The 19,303-nt window shown below is 57.3% G+C and carries 13 protein-coding genes; 9 read left to right on the top strand and 4 right to left on the bottom strand.

Annotation, left to right across the window (positions count from 1 at the left end; translation table 11 throughout):
• Positions 1 to 2 precede the first annotated feature (2 nt).
• Positions 3 to 257, bottom strand: a complete 255-nt coding sequence (locus tag JMJ16_RS26900; RefSeq protein WP_201386615.1) for an ABC-F family ATP-binding cassette domain-containing protein — start codon at positions 255 to 257, stop codon at positions 3 to 5.
• Positions 239 to 1,636, bottom strand: a complete 1,398-nt coding sequence (locus tag JMJ16_RS26895; RefSeq protein ID WP_201386613.1) for an ABC-F family ATP-binding cassette domain-containing protein — start codon at positions 1,634 to 1,636, stop codon at positions 239 to 241. Before JMJ16_RS26895 ends, JMJ16_RS26900 begins: the two co-directional genes overlap by 19 nt.
• 513 nt (positions 1,637 to 2,149) lie before the next feature.
• On the opposite strand from JMJ16_RS26895, the gene JMJ16_RS26890 reads away from it, so the two are divergent.
• Both JMJ16_RS26890 and JMJ16_RS26885 read left to right on the top strand, forming a co-directional pair.
• Complete coding sequence (locus tag JMJ16_RS26890; protein ID WP_201386611.1) at positions 2,150 to 2,893, top strand: HAD family hydrolase; 744 nt, start codon at positions 2,150 to 2,152, stop codon at positions 2,891 to 2,893.
• Positions 2,890 to 3,588 carry a hypothetical protein gene (locus JMJ16_RS26885; RefSeq protein ID WP_201386609.1) on the top strand — a complete coding sequence of 233 codons (699 nt, stop codon included), beginning with the start codon at positions 2,890 to 2,892 and terminating at the stop codon, positions 3,586 to 3,588. The genes JMJ16_RS26890 and JMJ16_RS26885 overlap by 4 nt, the downstream gene beginning before the upstream one ends.
• Before the next feature lie 49 nt (positions 3,589 to 3,637).
• Here the strand turns inward: JMJ16_RS26885 and JMJ16_RS26880 are convergent, their stop codons facing one another.
• Together JMJ16_RS26880 and JMJ16_RS26875 are read right to left on the bottom strand one after the other, a co-directional pair.
• Positions 3,638 to 4,366: a cysteine hydrolase family protein gene (locus tag JMJ16_RS26880; protein ID WP_201386607.1), complete on the bottom strand. Its 729-nt coding sequence runs from the start codon at positions 4,364 to 4,366 to the stop codon at positions 3,638 to 3,640.
• 98 nt (positions 4,367 to 4,464) lie between these two features.
• Entirely contained in the window at positions 4,465 to 5,226 is a 762-nt protein-coding gene (locus JMJ16_RS26875) for an NUDIX domain-containing protein (RefSeq protein WP_201386605.1), read from the bottom strand.
• 310 nt (positions 5,227 to 5,536) lie between these two features.
• Between JMJ16_RS26875 and JMJ16_RS26870 the strand changes: the two genes are divergently transcribed.
• The 7 genes from JMJ16_RS26870 to gltB all read left to right on the top strand — a co-directional run bounded on the left by JMJ16_RS26870 (position 5,537) and on the right by gltB (position 19,302).
• The gene (locus JMJ16_RS26870; protein ID WP_201386604.1) at positions 5,537 to 8,656 is read left to right on the top strand and encodes a helicase C-terminal domain-containing protein; all 3,120 of its coding nucleotides are present in this window, start codon (positions 5,537 to 5,539) and stop codon (positions 8,654 to 8,656) included.
• Positions 8,657 to 8,847: 191 nt separating this feature from the next.
• Positions 8,848 to 10,239, top strand: coding sequence for a hypothetical protein (locus JMJ16_RS26865; RefSeq protein ID WP_201386596.1), 1,392 nt, complete (start codon positions 8,848 to 8,850; stop codon positions 10,237 to 10,239).
• Between the two features lie 277 nt (positions 10,240 to 10,516).
• On the top strand, positions 10,517 to 10,867 hold the full coding sequence (locus tag JMJ16_RS26860) for a histidine triad nucleotide-binding protein (RefSeq protein ID WP_201389162.1): 351 nt from the start codon (positions 10,517 to 10,519) through the stop codon (positions 10,865 to 10,867).
• A gap of 11 nt (positions 10,868 to 10,878) precedes the next feature.
• Entirely contained in the window at positions 10,879 to 12,048 is a 1,170-nt protein-coding gene (locus JMJ16_RS26855) for a glycosyltransferase family 1 protein (protein WP_201386594.1), read from the top strand.
• Positions 12,045 to 13,199, top strand: coding sequence for a glycosyltransferase family 1 protein (locus JMJ16_RS26850; RefSeq protein ID WP_201386592.1), 1,155 nt, complete (start codon positions 12,045 to 12,047; stop codon positions 13,197 to 13,199). Before JMJ16_RS26855 ends, JMJ16_RS26850 begins: the two co-directional genes overlap by 4 nt.
• An 18-nt stretch (positions 13,200 to 13,217) precedes the next feature.
• Positions 13,218 to 14,339: a glycosyltransferase family 4 protein gene (locus tag JMJ16_RS26845; RefSeq protein WP_236601706.1), complete on the top strand. Its 1,122-nt coding sequence runs from the start codon at positions 13,218 to 13,220 to the stop codon at positions 14,337 to 14,339.
• Between the two features lie 433 nt (positions 14,340 to 14,772).
• The gene (gltB, locus tag JMJ16_RS26840) at positions 14,773 to 19,302 is read left to right on the top strand and encodes a glutamate synthase large subunit (RefSeq protein WP_201386590.1); all 4,530 of its coding nucleotides are present in this window, start codon (positions 14,773 to 14,775) and stop codon (positions 19,300 to 19,302) included.
• Position 19,303: the final 1 nt, after the last annotated feature.

The raw sequence follows: 19,303 nt of genomic DNA, 5'->3' as shown, positions 1-19,303 counted from the left end.
GGCTAGCCAGCACGCTTTTCGGCATAGTATGAGTAGTTACCGGGATAGACCTGCACCTGCCCATCCAGGCCGATCTCCAGAATCTTAGTGGCGATGTTATCAAGGAAGTAGCGGTCGTGCGATACCATCAGAACCGTGCCTTCAAAATCGAGCAGCGCCTCCTCCAGGACCTCGGTTGAGGCAATATCCAGGTTATTGGTTGGCTCATCGAGGAGTAGGAAGTTGGACTCTTGTAACATCAGGCGCGCGATCTGCAAGCGACTCTTCTGCCCCCGCTCAGGTTACCAATAGGTGTTCGCACCTCCTCCACTGAGAGAAGGAAGCGACTCAAGAAGGCGATGGCCTGGCCCTCGGTGAGCTTTTTCAGACGGCGCACGAAGTCCAGGGGTGTGCTCCCAAAGGGTAGTGTCTCCTGCTCCTGTGAGTAGTAGCCGGTGACGACGCTGGCGCCAATTTTCACCGTTCCCGTTGTCGCAGGTAGCAGGTCCATCATCGTCTTGAGCAGCGTTGTCTTGCCTGCGCCATTGTGGCCCACGATGCCGATGCGCTCGCCATAGAGGACAGTAAAGTCAAAAGGCTTGACGAGCAAACGGCCACCAATCTCCTTGCTAAGCTGTTTGACCTCCAACACGCGCTTGCCACTCCGCTCGCCATAGAGATCGACCTTAATGCGGTCGCGCTCGAAGATGGGTTTATCAACCGCATCTTGCTTCAGCTTCTCGACGCGTTTGGCCATATACTCGGCCCGGCCAGCGAACTTGGGATTCATCTTCGCCCACTCTTTGAGGCGGTGCATGCTATGCTTGAGGCGGCGAATCTCCTTCTGCTCCACGGTATACTGCTCTTGCAAGCGCTGGAGCTGCCGCTCGCGCTCGGCGACATAGGCACTGTAGTTACCCGCAAAGACAGAGATCTCGCCATCCTCTAGCTCATAGATCTTGTTCACCGAGCGATCTAGCAGGTGGCGATCATGCGAGATGATCAGTACGGTACCGGGATAGTCACGAATATACTGCTCCAGCCAGGCCTTGGCGTGTAGATCGAGATGATTATCTGGCTCGTCGAGCAAGAGCAGATCCGGCATCTGCAAGAGAATGCGCGCCAGGTTGATAAGCTTTTTCTCACCTCCACTGAAGGATTTCACCGGCAGTTTATGCTCGGAGAGAGGAAAGCCCAGGCCACAGAGAACTCCTTCGACGCGATGCTCAATGGTATAGCCGCCCAACGCATCGTAGCGCTCCTGCGTGACGCTATAGTCAGCGAGAATGCGCTCCATCCGTTCAGGATCATCCATGATCTCCACGCTGGACATCTGTGCCTCCAGGCGCTTCATCTTCGTGGATAAAGTCTGTAACTCAGGGCTGCTGGTCGCGACTACGTCAAAGACGCTCTGCTCTAGCTGAGTCTCATCGATCTCCTGCTGGAGATAACCGATGGTCAAATTGCGCTTACGAGAGATTGTGCCAGACGTTGGATCTTCACGGCCACAAAGCAGCTTAAAGAGGGTTGACTTGCCACTGCCATTCTCACCGACGAGGCCGATACGCTCTCTCTCTACAATTTCAAGATCGATATCGCGAAAGACGGGATTGCCACCATAGTCTTTGCGCACCCGGGAAAAATTGACTAGCAACATAGGTAGGTGTCTCCTTCTGAACAGAAAAACAGGGCAGAAAAAAGCCGTGATGGTAAAAACAGAGGGTAACCTGGCAGGCAGAAAACTACCTATGCAGAGAAGGGAGCGCACACAGTGAGCTTATGAAGAGAAAAACAAAGGGGAGGAAAAGCAGCACACAGACGAATATCTAGGCTATGCTTAGCCGTTGCACAATGGCAACGGGCATACCCTTTTACCCGCGCTACGATTCCGCCGCATAAGCAGAAGCGCCAGGCTTATGCGGCAATATCATGCGATTGATATTTACCTGGAGGAGATGAGACCTGGGTGTAGTCCACCAGGTCCGACATTGGATAGCTCATACATATATCGTAACATACACGCCAGTGCATGGTCAAGCTATTATTCCTTCGCGCCTGCGGCGCTCACATGTTGCTTGAAGCATACTGGCACTTATTGACACGGCCTTTTAGCGCGTGCTAGACTGCACACAACCACGATGATTGCCGCCTGGAAAGTAAAGGTCTTATCATGCTTATTGAGCAGCCACAAGCTATTCGTACTGTATTCTTCGACGCGGGCTTCACACTCCTTCAGCCCACCCTCTCGACGCCCGAAATCTGTCACCATGTGGGGCATAGTCTCGATCTACATATCCATATCGATGATGTCAAAGAGCGAATGCAAGAGGCCGAGGGTTACTTCCACCATCACCAACGCCTTAATCGCCATATCTGGGCTAGTGAGCAGGGTATTATCGACTTCTGGACCGGGTACTATATGAATTTGCTGCGCCCCTTCGTCGAAGAGCATGACGAGAAGCGGCTCTACCAGCTTGCGCATACCATCACGCGAGAGTTTGACAAGCCCAGCAATTGGCAGCTCTATAACGATGTTTTGCCTGTACTGGAGGCACTGCGAGCCCATAAATATACCCTGGGCATCATCTCGGACTGGGGATCAGCCCTTAACACCATCCTCCACACACTGCGGCTCTCGCAGTACTTTGATTGCGTCCTCATCTCCGCGACCACCAGGCACGCCAAGCCTTCGCCCATGCTTTATGAAGAGGCGCTGGCACGCGCCAACTCCATTCCAGAATTCTCGCTGCATATCGGCGACACCTATGTCCAGGATATCCTGGGAGCTCGCTCGGTAGGCATCACGCCGGTCCTGCTGGACCGGCACCAGAAGCTCTATTCGCACCAGATTGATTGTCTCGTAGTCACTTCCCTCTTTGAACTGCTCGATCACTTGGAGGTTCCCCACTCATGATCAATTTCGCTACTAAACGCAGTAACCTGCTTCTCACCGGTCTTGCGCTGGGGGCCACCGCTATGGCGACCACGCTCGTAGGCTATGTGAGGCGCGAGGTACAACGACGCGGATATCCATCCTGGGAAGAGTGCCAGTGTGACTTTAAAGCCAAACAGGCCTTCTTCCAGGTCTTTCATAGCCGGCACCAGTGGCGCGGCGCCACGATTGTCACCCAGGAATGGGGAGCGCACCTGGTCAATCCCGCGCCATGGCTCCGCCGCCTGCTCCATCATGGCTCTCAGGCGCTTGCGGTCCTGAACATGGGCAACCACTATGTCGAGCGCGTCACGCTCAGCCCCCAGGAGGCGCACCAGTTTGTCTACGCCATGCAGGGGAAAAGTATGGGAGAACAGGACGACGAGAGCCAGGAAATAATGGAGAAGCGCCAGCTTATCTGGCGACGCGAGGTCCTGCATGTTCCCAGCCACCCCTTTGACGCCTATGTTCACCGCCTCTATCCCCTGCCAGTGACGAAGAGCCAGCAAGAGATAAGCGCGAGCCTACCAGTACTCTGGGATCGAGCCAGCGACACACCCATCACAGTCGAGGGCACGCTACTTGATACCCCCCTGGGGACGCGCATCGACTATATCGGCTGGACCCCATCGCAGGTGGCGTATTGTACAGCACGCCTGGAAACCACACAAGAGTAGCGCCATAAGATTGCTCTCCACGCCTGGCTCCCAGCATACCGAGGAAAGGCTATTTGATCTCGCGCACGACCTCAACGCCGTTGAGCTGCATATGATAGAGGAAGAGCAGGTGCATAAAATCGCCATTATGCGGGAAAGCGCCAACCTGTTGCGCGGTCTCTACAGACATATCATAAGTCTGCACGGCATTTTCGGGAACAATCACGCGCAGGGAGCGATGCTGGGCATTGGCGTGCAGCTTCAGGTGCAGGGCCATCTGGTGAATACAGAGATCGGTACAATTGCCAACGATCACGGCCACGCTCAGATCGGGATGCTCGCTTAGCCAGGCCCCCAGTTCGGTGTTGTGGAAGGCATTGAGCGAGTTTTTGTGGATCACCGTGTAGAGATCGGCGGCGGGAAGCTCCAGCAGCTCAGGAATGGTCTCGGCCTCGGTAGTACCTACCTGGCAGTGTGGAGGAAAATTCGCGAACTCTGGGGCATCCTCCGGATGACAGTCATGGGCCAGCACAAAGTCGCGCACGCCAATACCAAAGGCTCCCTTGATGGCCGCGGAGACCGCCGGAATGATGTTTTTCACGCGTGGACTGGCCAGTGCCCCCTCGTGGCAGAAACCATTGATCATATCCACGCTAAAGAGGGTCACACGGCCTTTTTGCGCCTCGGTCACAAAATCACCCCAGGCAAGCGAGGGCAGATCGCGCTCCCAGTTGACAAGTTCCTGCAGGAAGGGAGTTGCCTGTTCAATAAAGTTCTCGGGAAGAGTGGATTGAGCCATGCTTGTCTATGCCTCCTATGCATTTTTTCTCTTGCGGATGTCGTGCTTGTGGGCAACCTCTGGTTGCCCACAAGCACGACATCCGCAAGAGAAAAACCTTATAGCTCGTGCTCAGCCGCCGGGTTAAAGCGGTACAGGCGGGCAGGCCGGTGCGTGCCCTCCATCTTTTTCGCGCCCGTGTCCTCCAGAATACCAGTTGAGAGGATTTTCTTACGAAAGTTCCGCTTGTCGAGCTTCTTATGCAGAATGATCTCGTAGACGCGTTGCAGTTCACGTAGTGTAAACTGCTCTGACAAGAGGTTAAAGGCAATCGTGGTGTATTCGAGCTTGCCACGCAGGCGGTTAAGCGTGTACTCCAGAATCTGCTGATGATCGAAGGCCAACGGCGGCAGATCATACACCGGAAACCAGTCAACATCTACAGCATCACTCGCGGCCTTGACCTGGAGGCGCTCCGAATCCAGCAGGGCAAAGTATACGACGGTGATGACCCGCGTACGTGGATCGCGCCCAGGCTCGCCAAAGGTATAGAGTTGCTCCAGGTAGACATTCTCTACCTGCGTCTCTTCTTGTAACTCACGTTTGGCCGCATCCTCCAGAGATTCGTCGATATTGACGAAGCCACCAGGAATAGCCCACATGCCCTCGTACGGCCATGATCGCCGCTTGACAAGCAGTACTTGCAGATCCTTCTGTCGCAGGCTCATCATGACAACGTCCACGGTGACCGATGGACGCTCATACTTGCTGGCATCATATTTATGCGCCTCGGCCTCCCTCGTCGCCACTACCTCCCGCCCCTGAGGCTCATCATGCCCGCTTTCTTGCAGCTCATTACTTGCTGTACTTTGCTCTTCCATCTGTCTCACTTCTTACGGTCTTCTGGTGTATAATACTGTTATACAAACTCGACACTCAATCTCCTGTTACACCCTCTACACCAATGAGCGCTCCCTTCGAACAGGCAGCGAGTCAGCATATGGTCCATTAGTGTAGAATATACACTAATAGTACTGTAAATATGAGCACCTGTCAAGTGGGCATAGTTTTCACCTACGCTGGAGGACAAGCCCAACCAGGAGGTGACGGCATTGTTCCTCGTCCCTCGCTGTGCTATACTGCACATGCGCACCAAACAGATGTTCATATTTCGGGGGAAGCGAGGAGATCATGTCCGAAGTCGAGCTGCAACAAATCGGCTCTTATCCCATCACCACCACACTTCATACCGGGCCAACCAGCGCCACCTACCTGAGTCAGCAGCGCAAAAAGACGCTCCTCATCAAGAAGTTCCATGCTCCTCTCAGCGACACACGGGCGCAAGAAGCCTTTCTCGCACGTGCCAAACAGCTAAAAAAGCTGATCAACCGCAATATTATCAGAACTGTGGACGCGGGCCTGGATGGCGAGCACCCCTACCTGGTCATGAACTACCAGGCGGGGCAGAGCATTCGCGAGCGGTTTGCGCCAGGGAAACAATACGCTCCCGATGAAGTACGCCTGGCGATCTCGCGGAGCGCCTCGGCTCTGAGCTACGCCCATACTCATCATGTCATTCACGGCAATCTGTGTCCCGAGATCCTGCTGATGGGCGAGAATAGCGAGATTCTCCTGACCGATTTCGCGCTTCAGCTACCTACGCCCGATGCTCCTTTTACGCCTGAACCAGGGGCCCTCCTCTACATGGCACCCGAACACTTGCGAGGTACGCCTGACGATGCCAGCGACCAGTACGCCCTGGCGGTCATGCTCTACGAATGGCTCTGCGGGCGCCGCCCCTATGAGGCAACTGAACGCGATGAACTCCTACGCCAGCAGGAAGAAACCGCTTTCCCTATGCCCAGCACGCTAAATCCTAAGATTACACCTTATATCGAGCATGTCCTGGTACGCGCGCTTGAGCGTAAGCCCCGGGAGCGCTTTGGCCGCATTCAATCATTGGCTGATAACTATATCCGCGCCCTGATGCACCAGCCGATCCAGGAAGCCACGCCCCTGGCCACTCTCAGATCTATTCCAACGACACCAGTGGCCCCGGAACCCGCGCCTGAAGAGCCCGCTCGGACACCGCTGATAGCAAACCCACCAATGCTCCAACCAGTCAACATGCAGAGCGAGGCACAAAAGCCAGCCCCCGCAACGTTACGCATCACGCGGCGCAAACAGAGCGAGGCCGAGGCAACTGCCGAGGCGGCCAGGCCAGCCGCGATTCCCCACTCACTGCCGCTTACGACCATGGCCAGTACGCCTGAACCCAGGCAGCTTAGTGAGGGCGAAGGCGAGAGTTCGGAGACCGCCAGGCTCTATCGCCAGATTACGGCCGATCTCTGCCAGGGCGGCGTGCTTTCACGACGCCTGCCAGGCTATGAAGAGCGCCCGGCCCAGATCGAGATGGCGCGCACCGTGGCGCGCGCCCTCACACAGAACATTCCCGCGATCATCGAGGCCGGCACTGGTACGGGTAAGTCTCTGGCCTACCTGGTTCCCGTCGTACGCTCCGGCAAGGTTGCCATCATCAGCACGGCTAATAAGGCCCTGCAAGAGCAGCTCTTCTACAAAGATATTCCCTTTGTGCAAAAGCACATTCAGCCCTTTGAAGCCGCCCTGGTCAAGGGGGTCAATAATTATCTCTGCATCGACCGCATGGAGACCGAGCGCGTCGGCATGCAGTTTTATACCAAAAACAAGGAGTTTCAGCGCCTGGTCGACATGGTTAATGATCCCGAGTCGACCTTTACTGGCGACTTCGAGACGCTGGACTTTCAGCTAGCAGGCGACGTCCGGGGTCGCATCGCCACGGATAGCGACCAGTGCGCCTGGAGTAAGTGTACCTATTTCTCTGACTGCTATGTGCGCCAGATGCGCGAGCGCGCCGAGCGAGCACAGGTCATCGTCGTCAATCATACGCTCCTGCTGCTGGACGCGGCCATGGGCGGCTTCTTGCTGCCTGAGCGCGACGTGATCATCCTGGACGAGGCCCACCATCTTGAAGAGGAGGCCACGCGCTCCTTTACGATTACCATCAGCCCGGGCCAGGTACAGACCCTGCTGGCCCAACGCATGCTCAAGGATCATAGCCAGGTCAGCCTGCAAGATGATGCCTTCCGCGCCGCGCAGAATATGTGGGTGAGCCTGGAACAGGTCGCCGATCCCGGCTATAAAGGGCGTATGAACTTAGAGCAACCACTGGAAGAGGGCCTGCGCCTGGCCTCCGCCCTCTCAGACCTGGCGGACTCTCTGCGCAAACAGCGCCCCAAGGACCTGCCAGAGAAAGAGGGGCAACTCTATGACAAGTTGCTCAAGCGGGTTCAAAACCTCTCCGAGAACGTGCGCACCGTCTTCTCGGTCGCAGAGACCGACAAATTTGTCTACTACGTCGACCGCGTAGAGGGGGGACGTGGAGGCGCACTCCTCCAGGCCTCGGCCTCGCCCCTGGACGTCACCAGTTGGCTCAAGGAGCGCCTCTTCAATAAGTGCAACGTTATCTGCACCTCGGCAACCCTGGCGACCGTCAATCCGACGGCCTCCAGTCCCGAGGAACGCGCGGCAAACTTCCACTATTTCCGTCGCCGCGTTGGCCTGGAACCGGAGGAGCGTCCTGAGGTCCAGGAGAACATTCTGCCCCTGGCCTTTGACTACGAGAGCAATTCCTTGCTCTACCTGCCGCGCCACCTGCCCGCGCCCACCTTTGGTGATGGCCTGGGGGACTACCAGCTCGCCATCGCGCGCGAGATGTATTCCCTGGTCAGACTTTCGCAGGGGCGTGCCTTCCTGCTCTTCTCCAGCAAGCGCATGCTCGATTTCGCCTATGAAATAATGGAAGAGCACCTGTTAAGCCTCAACCTCCCCTGCCTCAAACAGGGCGAGATGACGCGCATGGAACTCACGCGGCGCTTCCGCGAGGAGAAGGGCTCGGTTCTCTTCGGCTTGAAAAGCTTCTGGGAGGGTGTAGACATCGCGGGCGATGCCCTCTCCCTTGTCGTCATCGACAAGCTCCCCTTTGATCCACCCGACGACCCGGTCCACGAGGCCCGCGTCGCTCAGATGAAAGCCCGGGGCGAGAACTGGTTTGGGACCTATGTCTTGCCACAGGCCGTCCTGCGCCTCAAGCAGGGTATTGGCCGCCTGCTACGCACGCGTAGCGACACTGGTGTCATGGCCATCCTCGATACGCGCCTGCATACCAAGGGCTATGGCAAACTCGTGCTCAACGCGCTGCCACCCGCGCAGCGCTCATCCAACCTGCGTGACGTCCAGGGCTTCTTTAAAGAGAAGGCGCCAGTGGGATAGAGTGCCCCTCCCTGGTGCCTTCTCTTTCTGACATGCAATAAAGCTTATCAATTGATAGATATGCATCGTCATAAGCTCAAACGCCCCTAAAATACCAACGGTAGACAAAGCCTGCGCGAACAACTACAATAGAAAGTGCATTCCGACACGCGACACGTTGTTTTATTCTGATGGTACAGGGGAGTTCGCGCATGAGCAAAATTAAGATGCGATGCATCACTTGCGGCAAGTGGTTTCAGTCGGCAAATGCTAAAGAAGTAACTTGCCCCGATTGCACGCAGAAGGCCAGGAAAGAAAAATTAGCGGCGAAGAATGCGCCGCCCGCACCAGCTAACAGGCCTGTTGGCCCAGGCACAACACGTCAGACGCCACCACCACCCAAACCGAAAGCTAAGCCTGAGCAAAGTGGTACCAGTCATTGGTTTGATGCCCTGGATGATATTAAGGTCGCAGAGCCCGACCAGCCAGCACGCCCCAAACCACAGCTACCCTCTGGACCACGCGAGACACAACATACACAACAGCCAAATGGCTTTAACGCACCACCGTCGCCCCCATCTGCTCCTGGAGCGCGTCCGCAAGAGCACGGGCCAGGCGAGGCACATCACGGCGAGCGTGGATATGGCCAGCGCGGACCAGGAGGTTATCATGAAGGTGGCCAGCGTGGACCGGGAGGCTATCGTGAAGGTGGTCCGCGCGAGGGTGGATATAGCCGTGGCCCCGGTGGCTACCGCGAAGGCGGGTATAATCGTGGCCCAGGCGGTTATCGCGAAGGGTATCAAGGTGGCGGTCCGCGCGAAGGCGGGTATAATCGTGGCCCCGGTGGCTATCGCCAGGGCGGCGATCAGAGCCAGCCAGGCCCCTATGGCCAGCGCCCACGTCCTCCTTATGACAACGGCGCGGGACGTGGTCCCCGACCCGAGCGACCAGGACAGGGCCGTCCCATGCCCAATCGCCCTCCCAGAGGCAAGCCTGGACGCCCCGCAGCGGCAATCACTAAGCCCAAACGCGAAAAGATTCCACCGCCTCAGCCCTTTGAGCCTTCGACCGAACAAGTGGAGAAGGTTGAGCAGCGCTATCTAGAGCTCGCGAAACCCTCGGAATATGATGGTATCCGCACCCAGATCGCCACCGAGGTAGGTATCCCCAAAAAAGCAGTCAAGAAAATTATAAAGGACCTGCGCGACCGGCAGCATATGCCGAGCTGGTGGGAGGTACAAACCTATAAAGGGAGCAATGAAGAGCTGGAGCGCATCAAAGAGGCCTACCTGCCGCTACTCCCCATTCCCCCCGTTGGCGTCCATAAAATCCTTGCGGAGAAGCTCTCGGTCAAGCCAGGCGTCGTATACCAGGCCATTAAAGCCATTCGCCTGGAGATGAACCTGCCGCAGTATAACGATCCCTCACTACATGGCGACTTTAACGCGAGTCACCATCAGTCAGCTAATGGGCAACCAAAGACAGGCGCAACCCAACAACCTGAGGGCACCACATCAGCTTCCACTCCCTCCGAGGAGGAAAAGCCAGCCGCCTCGGCGGAAGCCCCTGTCCCAACAGAGATCCACGAACAGACGACAAACTAGCAAACGGCCAGAGTTATTCTGTGCGCGACTACCGCGAACGCGGTCCCGAGAGGGGGAAGCCAGCAGGCAACCCCCTCTCGCTTGCTACAAGCGTGCCACGGATAGCCTATAGCGCGTATACTCATAGAGAATAGTACTGTCTAGTGATCCATTATATATAAACGCGTGCGCTTGCCCCGAATGGGGGTTAGCAGCGTCGTGCCACTAGGTAGATGTGTGCCTTGTGCCCTTTAGGGTATTCAGCAGCGTCGTGCCACGTTGAAAGGTGATAAGCTTGATGGATAATTGCCTCTTCTGTAAAATTGTCACGGGCGAGATACCGAGCAAAATTGTCTACCAGGATGATCATGTCGTCGCCTTTGAAGATATTCATCCCCAGGCCCCCGTACATCTCCTGGTCATTCCCACGCGTCATATCGCCTCTATGAGCGACATTGAGCCAGACGATGGTCCGGTCCTGGCCCAGATCTTTACCGTCGCCAAACAGATCGCCCACGAGCGCAAGTTGGAGGATGGCTACCGCTTCGTCACCAATGTAGGCCCTCATGCAGGACAATCCGTACTTCACCTGCATTTCCACCTGCTTGGCGGCAAGCCAATGGGTTGGCCACCCTTTCCTCCAAGATAAAGGAATTGTTCATGCGTATTGCAATTGACTATACCGCGGCCATCAGGCAAGGGGCAGGCATTGGCACCTATGTCCGTCGCCTGGTGGACGCGATGCTTGACCAGGACACCACCAACGCGTATACACTTTTGACCAGTGGGCGCCCAACGCAGGAGCAACCATTCCCAGAGGGAGGGCGAGTGCGTGGACGCAGCGTGCTCATCCCGGACCGCTATCTCAATATTCTCTGGTATCGCTGGCGCGTGCCACTCACCGCGACCCTCTTTACAGGCGCCGCAGATATTTATCATGGCCCGGACTTTGTGCTACCACCACTTCCCAAGAAGACGCGCAAGGTCGTCACCATTCATGATGTAGCCTTTCTTGAGCACCCCGAATACGCCGCTCCTTCGCTGGCTGCCTACTTAAAAAAAGTTGTTCCCGAGGCTCTGGAGGAGGCGGATGTCATCGCTACGGTCTCGCACGAGGTCAGCCGTACACTCATCAAACATTTTCAGACACCGCGCGAAAAGTTGACCGTGATTCCTAATGGCGTTGGCAGCTACTTTAAGCGCGTCACCGATCCTGTGCTGCTTGAGTCCACGCGCAATAAGTTTGGCCTGAAAGCCCCCTTTCTGCTGGCTGTGGGAACCCTGGAGCCACGCAAGAATCACCTGGGCCTGATCAAGGCGTATTATCAACTCTACCAGCAGAAGAAGGCCCCCGCGATGCTGGCGATTGCAGGCGGGAAAGGCTGGCTCTACGACGAGACACGCGAACTGGTGCAGCAACTCAAACTAGAGAAGCGTGTGCGCTTCCTGGGCCGTGTGAGCGACCTGGAGCTGGTACACCTGTATAGCATGGCGCAGATCTTCGCCTTTCCCTCGTTCTTCGAGGGCTTTGGCATCCCGCCGATCGAGGCCATGGCCTGTGGCGCGCCTGTCATCACCTCCAATATCTCCTCCCTTCCCGAGGTCGCAGGTGATGCCGCGCTCCTCGTCGATCCCCATAATATCGATGAGCTTGCACATGCCATCGCACGCCTGAGCGGTGACGAACAGTTACGCAATGACCTACGCCAGAAGGGCTATGCGCAGGCCCAAAAGTTTACCTGGGAGCAATCAGCCCGTAAAATGCTCTCAGTATATCAACGCCTCTATGAGGGGAAAACCAATTTCTCAGACGAGGACGCCCTTTCATGAAAATAGGTATAAACGCGCTTTTCTACCAGCATCCCGCGTCCGGGACTGGACAATATATGTTCCACCTGCTCGATGCGCTCAGCGCCATTGATCGTCAGAATGAATACGTCCTTTTCGGGCCTCAGCCAGCTAGCAATACGACTTCATCCTATCCCTATGTTGTGCAGCCCGTGCCAGCCTTCGCGCAGCGCAACGAGAACCTGCGCAAAATCTTTTGGGAGCAGGTGACGGCTCCGACCGCGGCGCGCAAAGCCAGGGTCGATGTGATGCATGTCCCCTATTTCGCGCCACCGCTCCTGCCACGCGTGCCTACGGTTGTCACTATTCATGACGTCATTCCCTTGCGTCTCCCGGCCTACCTGCCCAACAAGAAGGTCCAGGCGTATATGAACCTGGCCGCCAGAGCCGCGCATAACGCGACCGAGGTGATTACGATCTCCCAGCATGCCCGGCAAGACATTATTGAGGTACTCAAAATACCGGAGGAGCGCATTCACGTCATTTACCAGGCTGCTGGCGAGCAGTTCCAACCCATTCGTGATCCCGAAGTGCTGGCTCGGGCCAGGGCGCGCTATGGCCTCAACGAGCGCTATATCTTCTACCTGGGGGGAATCGACCAGCGTAAGAACGTTCCGCAACTGGTGCGCGCCTTCGCGCAGCTCTATAAGCGACTGGGGGATCCCGATTTACAGCTCTTTATCTCCGGTAATCCCGATAAACAGAGCGGGCCTTTCTTCCCCGACCCACGTCCCGTGGCCCGCAAGCTGGGGATCGAGAAGCAGGTCATCTGCCGCTTTGTCGAAGATGAAGATAAGCCTACTATCTATAGCGGGGCCAGACTCTTTGCCTTCCCCTCGCTCTACGAGGGCTTTGGACTCGATCCCCTGGAGGCCATGGGCTGTGGCGCCCCGGTGGTATGTTCCAATCGCACCTCGCTGCCCGAGGTGGTGGGCGATGCCGCACTCCTGATCGATCCAGACAACCTTAATGAGTTTGTAGATGCCATGTACCGCGTCCTTACTGATGAAACCCTTCACGCCGACCTTAGCGCCCGCTCGCTTGAACGCGCCAAAGTCTTTAGCTGGCACATGACAGCGACGCAGACGCTCAACGTCTACGAGCAGGCCTACAAACGCACTCATACCCAATAAAAAAAAGAGAAAAGATATATGCGTGTACTGATGATCTCAAAGGCCCTCGTTGTGGGGACCTCACAGAAAAAGCTTGAGGAGCTGGCGAAATGCCCAGGAGTCGAGCTGACCCTGGTAACGCCTCCCTACTGGCTTCATGATGATGGTAGCAAGCTAACCCTTGAGCGGCTCTACACCAGCGGCTATCGCATAATCGAGACACCCATGCGCTTCAATGGTCGCTACCACCTGCACTATTATCCAGAGCTGGGCAAGATTATGCGCGAGGTGCGGCCCGATATCGTCCACATCGACGAGGAACCATACAACTTCGCCACCTATCACGCCACACGGCTGGCGGTCAAGCATAAGGCGCGCCCCCTCTTCTTCGCCTTCCAGAACCTCTACCGCGAGTATCCCCTCCCTTTCCGCCAGATGGAGCTTTACAACTATAAGCACGCCACCACGGCCCTGGCGGGGAACCAGGATGCCGCCGATGTCTTGCGACGTAAGGGCTACAAGGGCAGCCTGCATATCATTCGCCAGTTTGGCATTGACCCAAGCATCTACCAGCGTACGCTGCCTCCACGAGAGCATAAAGCGAGCGAACCCTTCCTCCTTGGCTATGTGGGGCGCCTGGTCGAGGCCAAAGGCCTGCCTACCTTGATTGAGGCCCTCCCCAAACTTCCTGACTACTGCCAGGTCGTCTTTGTCGGGGTCGGCCCCATGCGCGAAGTCCTGGAGAAGCAGGCTGCCGAATTGGGCATTGCCGAGCGTGTCACCTTCAAGGGGAGCCTGCCCAGCTATGAAATTCCGCGCGCCATGCAGGAGATCGACGTTCATGTCCTCCCCTCACTGAGCCGCCCCAACTGGGCGGAACAGTTTGGCCGCGTCCTGATTGAGGCCATGGCCTGCGAAACTCCGGTTATTGGCTCTAGCTCAGGCGAGATTCCCCTGGTACTCGGTGATGCTGGCCTGGTCTTTAAGGAGGGTGACGCCGATGCGCTAAGCGCCTGTGTGCGCAGGCTCCTGGATGATCCCGCCCTCTACAAAGATCTCGCCAAACGCGGTCGCCAGCGCGTGCTTGAGAACTATACACAGGAGCAGATCGCGAAACAGACCTCTGATGTCTACCAGGAGATGCTGACAACACCCGTCTAGGAGGGTATGGATGTGCGATGGCTGGGCGTTCGCCACGATCATCGCACATCCATACCCTCCTAGACGCAAATAACCTCTTCCCTATGCTCCTATCAGAGGCACAATTTCCTTATTTTCTACCAACCAGGCAAGAAAAAGCTTTTCTTACCCTTGTATGCTTTCTTGGCCCTATGTTATACTTGCTCTAATAAGGTGATGTTGCCTTACCCCCTGGGCTAAGTTGCTCATACTCCGGTGCTGCCCATACGCAAGGTCAGAGCCTTGCGCACTCAACCTTCGCCTACAAAACCAGACCAGCCCCTCACAAGGGAACTATGCACAGCTTCACAGCAATGACTACGACGTTCGCTGTTTGATCGTCGCTACACACAGGCTCCAACGCAGGTGCCCAGTACCCTCTTAGACCATGATTATCTATTTGGGAGGACACTGCATGCAGCACAAACACACCGCACAACACATGACCTATCCGCTCTATGATCCTCGTTGGGAACATGATGCATGCGGCACCGGTTTTCTCGCCCGGCTTTCCGGCGAGGCCGATCATGCCCTCGTGCAAACCGCTCTAACAGCACTTACACACCTTACCCATCGTGGCGCACAGGATGCTGACGCCGAGACAAGCGATGGTGCAGGCATCCTGACGCAAATTCCCCTGCCACTTTTTTATGCCGAGCTAGAACGGCAGCACATCTCTCCTTCCTCTGTTCAAGATCTCGCCGTAGGCATGCTCTTTTTACCCCAACAGGAACGCGCGCCCCAGGCCTATGAGCACAGTCGCCAGATCATTATGCAGACCTTACAAGAAGTGGGCATACCGGCGCTTACCTGGCGCACGCCTCCTATCAACTACGCCATCCTGGGAGCCCGCGCACGCGCCTCAGCCCCAACCATCAGCCAGGTCATCATCTCTCGTCCCGAACAACTTGATCTTGAAGCGTATGACCGAGCGCTTTACCACGCACGGCGCCTTATAGAACAGCATCTTGCACAGGCAAAGCTTGAGGATTGCTACATCGCCTCGCTCTCACGCAACACCATCATCTATAAGGGCCTCCTGGCCCCCAACCAGCTCGCGAGCTTCTACCTGGACCTGGTTGATCCCGACTACGTGAGTGCGCTGGCGGTCTTTCACCAGCGTTATAGTACCAACACCCTGCCCTCCTGGCCGCTGGCCCAGCCCTTCCGCCTGCTCGCGCATAATGGTGAGATCAATACCATTCAGGGCAACCGGAACTGGATGCAGGCCCGCGAGAAGGCGCTGGCATCTCCACTCTGGCAGGAAAAGATCGCTGACCTTCTACCCGTCATTCCCGCCACTGGCAGCGACTCGGCTCAGCTCGATAACGCGCTTGAGCTTCTGACACATTCTGGTCGTGACCTGCTACATAGCGCGCAGATGCTTGTGCCCCCTGCCTGGGAGCAGGACACCGAGTTTGACGAGGCTCAGCGCGCATGGTGTGAATATCACGCAGGTCTGGTGGAACCCTGGGATGGACCCGCCGCCCTGGTCTTTAGTGATGGGCGCATCGTGGGGGCCGCGCTGGACCGCAATGGACTGCGTCCCGCACGCTACACTCTGACTCGCGATGGCTTGCTTATCGTCGCCTCCGAGGCCGGCGTGGTCCCATGCGATCCAGAGAATATCGCCGAGAAGGGTGGCCTGGGACCCGGTGAGATTATCGCTGCCGACCTGGTCGCGCATAAAGTGCTGCATAACGCCGAGGTCAAGAGCGACCTGGCGCAGCGCCAGCCCTATCACCAATGGCTGGAAGATCATCTCCTGCATCTCACAGAACTGGAAGCTACCTCGTCTGACGAGGTAGTCCGTGATCCCGAGACGCTCTTCACGCATCAGCAGCTCTTTGGCTATACGCATGAGGATGTTGAAATGGTGCTCAGGCCAATCCTGGCTGAGAATAAAGAGCCAACCTGGAGCATGGGCGATGATGCCCCGCTTGCCGCGCTCTCTACCATCTCGCGCACCTTTTCGGATTACTTTCGCCAGCGCTTTGCTCAGGTCACCAATCCTCCCATTGACCCGCTCCGCGAGCGCATTGTGATGTCCCTGGATAGCTACCTTGGTCCTCGCCAGAGCCTGCTGACAGAGACTCCCGAGCACGCACGCCTGGTCCGTCTCACCTCGCCGATCCTGGACAAGAAGCAGTTGAGCATTCTACGCGATACCACCCAGAGCCACCTGCGTCCCGCAACGCTGAAGACCACCCTGGATATTATCCATCCAGACAACACTGTCGAGATGGCGCTGGATCGCCTGGAGCAGGAGGCGCTCGCGGCCATTGAGAATGGCGCAACCCTCTTAGTCCTGAGTGACCAGGACGCAACTCTAGAGCAGCCACCCCTACCCATGCTTATCGCAGTTGGCGCGGTTCACCATGCCTTGATCAAACATGGGCTACGCGCACGCGTCTCGCTGATTTGCGAGACCGGCACAGTCTGCGATGTACACCAGATCGCGGTCCTGCTTGGCTACGGCGCTGAAGCCGTCGTCCCCACCCTGGCACTGGCAAGCGTACGCGCGCTGGCTGGAGAACGCCGCCTTGAGCATATTACCCCTGAGGAGGCCGTGGCACGCTACCGGCATGTAATTGAGGATGGGCTGTGCAAGATCATGGCCCGTATGGGTATCTCTACCCTGCGCAATATCATTGGCGCAGGCCAGTTTGAGATCCTGGGGCTGTCTCCTGAACTGGTTGAGCGCTGCTTTACCGACTCGGCGGCCCGCTACGGTAAGGTCTCCTTCGCCCAGGTCAATGAAGAGATACGTAAGCAGGTCGCGAAAATCCAAGAAGAGCAGCAGGCCCCGGCGACGGGTCCAGCCGTGCGCAAGCGCAAGCTGGCCGACATGGGTCGCTTCCGCTTCCGCCGCGATGCCGAGTACCACGCCTATAACCCGCTCATCATTCGCGCGCTCCAGAAAGCGGCTCAGACCGGCCTGACAGAGGATTATCGCCAGTACACCGGTATGGTCTATCAGCGTCCCGCGACCAACCTGCGCGACCAGCTACGCTTTACCACTCGCCAACCTATCCCTCTGGCAGAGGTTGAGTCGATGGAGTCAATTCGCGCGCGCTTCGTGGTCTCCGCGATGTCCGTGGGCGCGCTCAGCCCTGAGACGCATCGCACCATCGCTGCCGCCATGAACAGCATTGGCGGACGCAACAACACCGGCGAAGGTGGCGAGGACCCGGCCTGGTATCACGAGACGCTGGAGGGCTATCCCGTCAGCAGCAAGATCAAGCAGGTAGCCTCAGCCCGCTTTGGCATCACCACCGAGTACCTGGTACGCGCGGAAGAGATCGAGATCAAGATGGCTCAGGGTTCTAAGCCAGGTGAGGGCGGACAGCTTCCCCCTGCCAAGGTCACACCCTTTATCGCGCGCCTACGCCATACCGAGCCAGGCGTCTCGCTCATCTCGCCGCCACCCCATCACGACATCTATAGCATTGAGGATATCGCACAGCTCATCTACGACCTGCACCAGGTTAATCCAACAGCCAAAGTAGGTGTCAAGCTGGTCTCCTGCCTGGGCGTTGGCACCATCGCCGCCGGGGTTGCCAAAGGCCACGCGGACTACGTGCTCATCAGCGGGAATGATGGTGGCACTGGCGCTTCGCCCCTGCAATCTATCAAACACGCGGGCATGCCCTGGGAGCTGGGATTAAGCGAGGCACAACAGGTGCTCGTCCGCAACGGCCTGCGTAAGCGCATCAAAGTGCGCGTTGACGGTGGCTTCAAGACCGGCCGTGACGTGATTATTGGCGCGCTCCTGGGCGCGGAGGAGTTTGGCTTCGGCACAGCGGCCCTGGTCACTCTGGGCTGCGACATGGCGCGTCAGTGCCATCTCAACACCTGTCCAGCAGGCATTGCCACGCAGCGCGAGGATCTGAAGGCCAAGTTTACCGGGCGGCCCCAATTCCTGGTCAACTACCTGACCCTGGTCGCCGAAGAGGTCCGTGAGTTCATGGCTCAGCTTGGAATCGCGCGCTTCGAAGACCTGATCGGACACACCGAACTGCTGGAAAGCGCACCCGATGCCGCCATCGATCTTACCTCGCTCCTGGTCTCGCTCCCCGTGCGCTCCAAACCCGGCAGGCATACACACGACGCGCCAGCTCGCGTTGAACAGGAACTCTTAACGGAGGTTGAGAGTGCCCTGGATGGCGAGCGCAGCATCCTCACCCAGCATCCTATCGCCAACTATGATCGCTCTGTAGGCACCGTCCTGGCAGGCGAGATCGCGCGGCGCTATGGCAACGAGGGTCTGACACGCAACAGCATTACCTGCACCTTCCATGGGGCCGCGGGCCAGAGCTTTGGCGCGTTCTGCATGCCCGGCATGCGTCTCATCCTCAATGGCGAGGCCAACGATTATGTTGGCAAGAGCATGACTGGCGGCCAGATCGTGATTCTCCCGCCTGCGGAGGCAGCCTACGAAGGGCACAAGAACACAATCCTCGGCAACACCGTGCTCTATGGCGCAACAGGCGGTCAGCTCTTCGCGGCGGGTCGCGCAGGCGAGCGTTTCGCCGTTCGCAATAGCGGTGCGCTGGCGGTGGTCGAGGGCGTGGGTGCACATGCCTGTGAATATATGACTGGTGGCATGGTAGTGGTCCTGGGTGAGACCGGACCCAACTTTGCCGCTGGCATGTCCTCAGGTGTGGCCTATGTGCTCGATATGGATGGCTCCTTCCCCACGCGCTGCAACCTGGCAGCCGCGCAACTCGCACGCGTACAGGACCCCCAGGAGAGCGATGCTTTGCGCACCGTCATCGACTGGCACGCGCGCAAGACGCATAGCAGCCACGCGCAGCGCTTGCTGGAGCAGTGGGAATTTGTCCTGCCACGCATCTGGCGCGTCCAGCCTGAGAACACGCACCAGAACGCTTCCCACTTTGTGGGCGGGCGCGAAGAGATGCAGAATCGGATCGCCACCAAATAAC

The sequence above is a fragment of the Ktedonobacter sp. SOSP1-52 genome, assembly GCF_016587395.1.
Note: the sequence above shows the minus strand (reverse complement) of the source record. Positions and strands in the feature narration are given on the sequence as shown.

Bases quoted from the DNA above. Each gene is read 5' to 3' on its own strand.
- JMJ16_RS26895 (WP_201386613.1), bottom strand. From the start codon at position 1,636: ATGTTGCTAGTCAATTTTTCCCGGGTGCGCAAAGACTATGGTGGCAAT.
- JMJ16_RS26890 (WP_201386611.1), top strand. From the start codon at position 2,150: ATGCTTATTGAGCAGCCACAAGCTATTCGTACTGTATTCTTCGACGCG.
- JMJ16_RS26885 (WP_201386609.1), top strand. From the start codon at position 2,890: ATGATCAATTTCGCTACTAAACGCAGTAACCTGCTTCTCACCGGTCTT.
- JMJ16_RS26880 (WP_201386607.1), bottom strand. From the start codon at position 4,366: ATGGCTCAATCCACTCTTCCCGAGAACTTTATTGAACAGGCAACTCCC.
- JMJ16_RS26875 (WP_201386605.1), bottom strand. From the start codon at position 5,226: ATGGAAGAGCAAAGTACAGCAAGTAATGAGCTGCAAGAAAGCGGGCAT.
- JMJ16_RS26870 (WP_201386604.1), top strand. From the start codon at position 5,537: ATGTCCGAAGTCGAGCTGCAACAAATCGGCTCTTATCCCATCACCACC.
- JMJ16_RS26865 (WP_201386596.1), top strand. From the start codon at position 8,848: ATGAGCAAAATTAAGATGCGATGCATCACTTGCGGCAAGTGGTTTCAG.
- JMJ16_RS26860 (WP_201389162.1), top strand. From the start codon at position 10,517: ATGGATAATTGCCTCTTCTGTAAAATTGTCACGGGCGAGATACCGAGC.
- JMJ16_RS26855 (WP_201386594.1), top strand. From the start codon at position 10,879: ATGCGTATTGCAATTGACTATACCGCGGCCATCAGGCAAGGGGCAGGC.
- JMJ16_RS26850 (WP_201386592.1), top strand. From the start codon at position 12,045: ATGAAAATAGGTATAAACGCGCTTTTCTACCAGCATCCCGCGTCCGGG.
- JMJ16_RS26845 (WP_236601706.1), top strand. From the start codon at position 13,218: ATGCGTGTACTGATGATCTCAAAGGCCCTCGTTGTGGGGACCTCACAG.
- gltB (WP_201386590.1), top strand. From the start codon at position 14,773: ATGCAGCACAAACACACCGCACAACACATGACCTATCCGCTCTATGAT.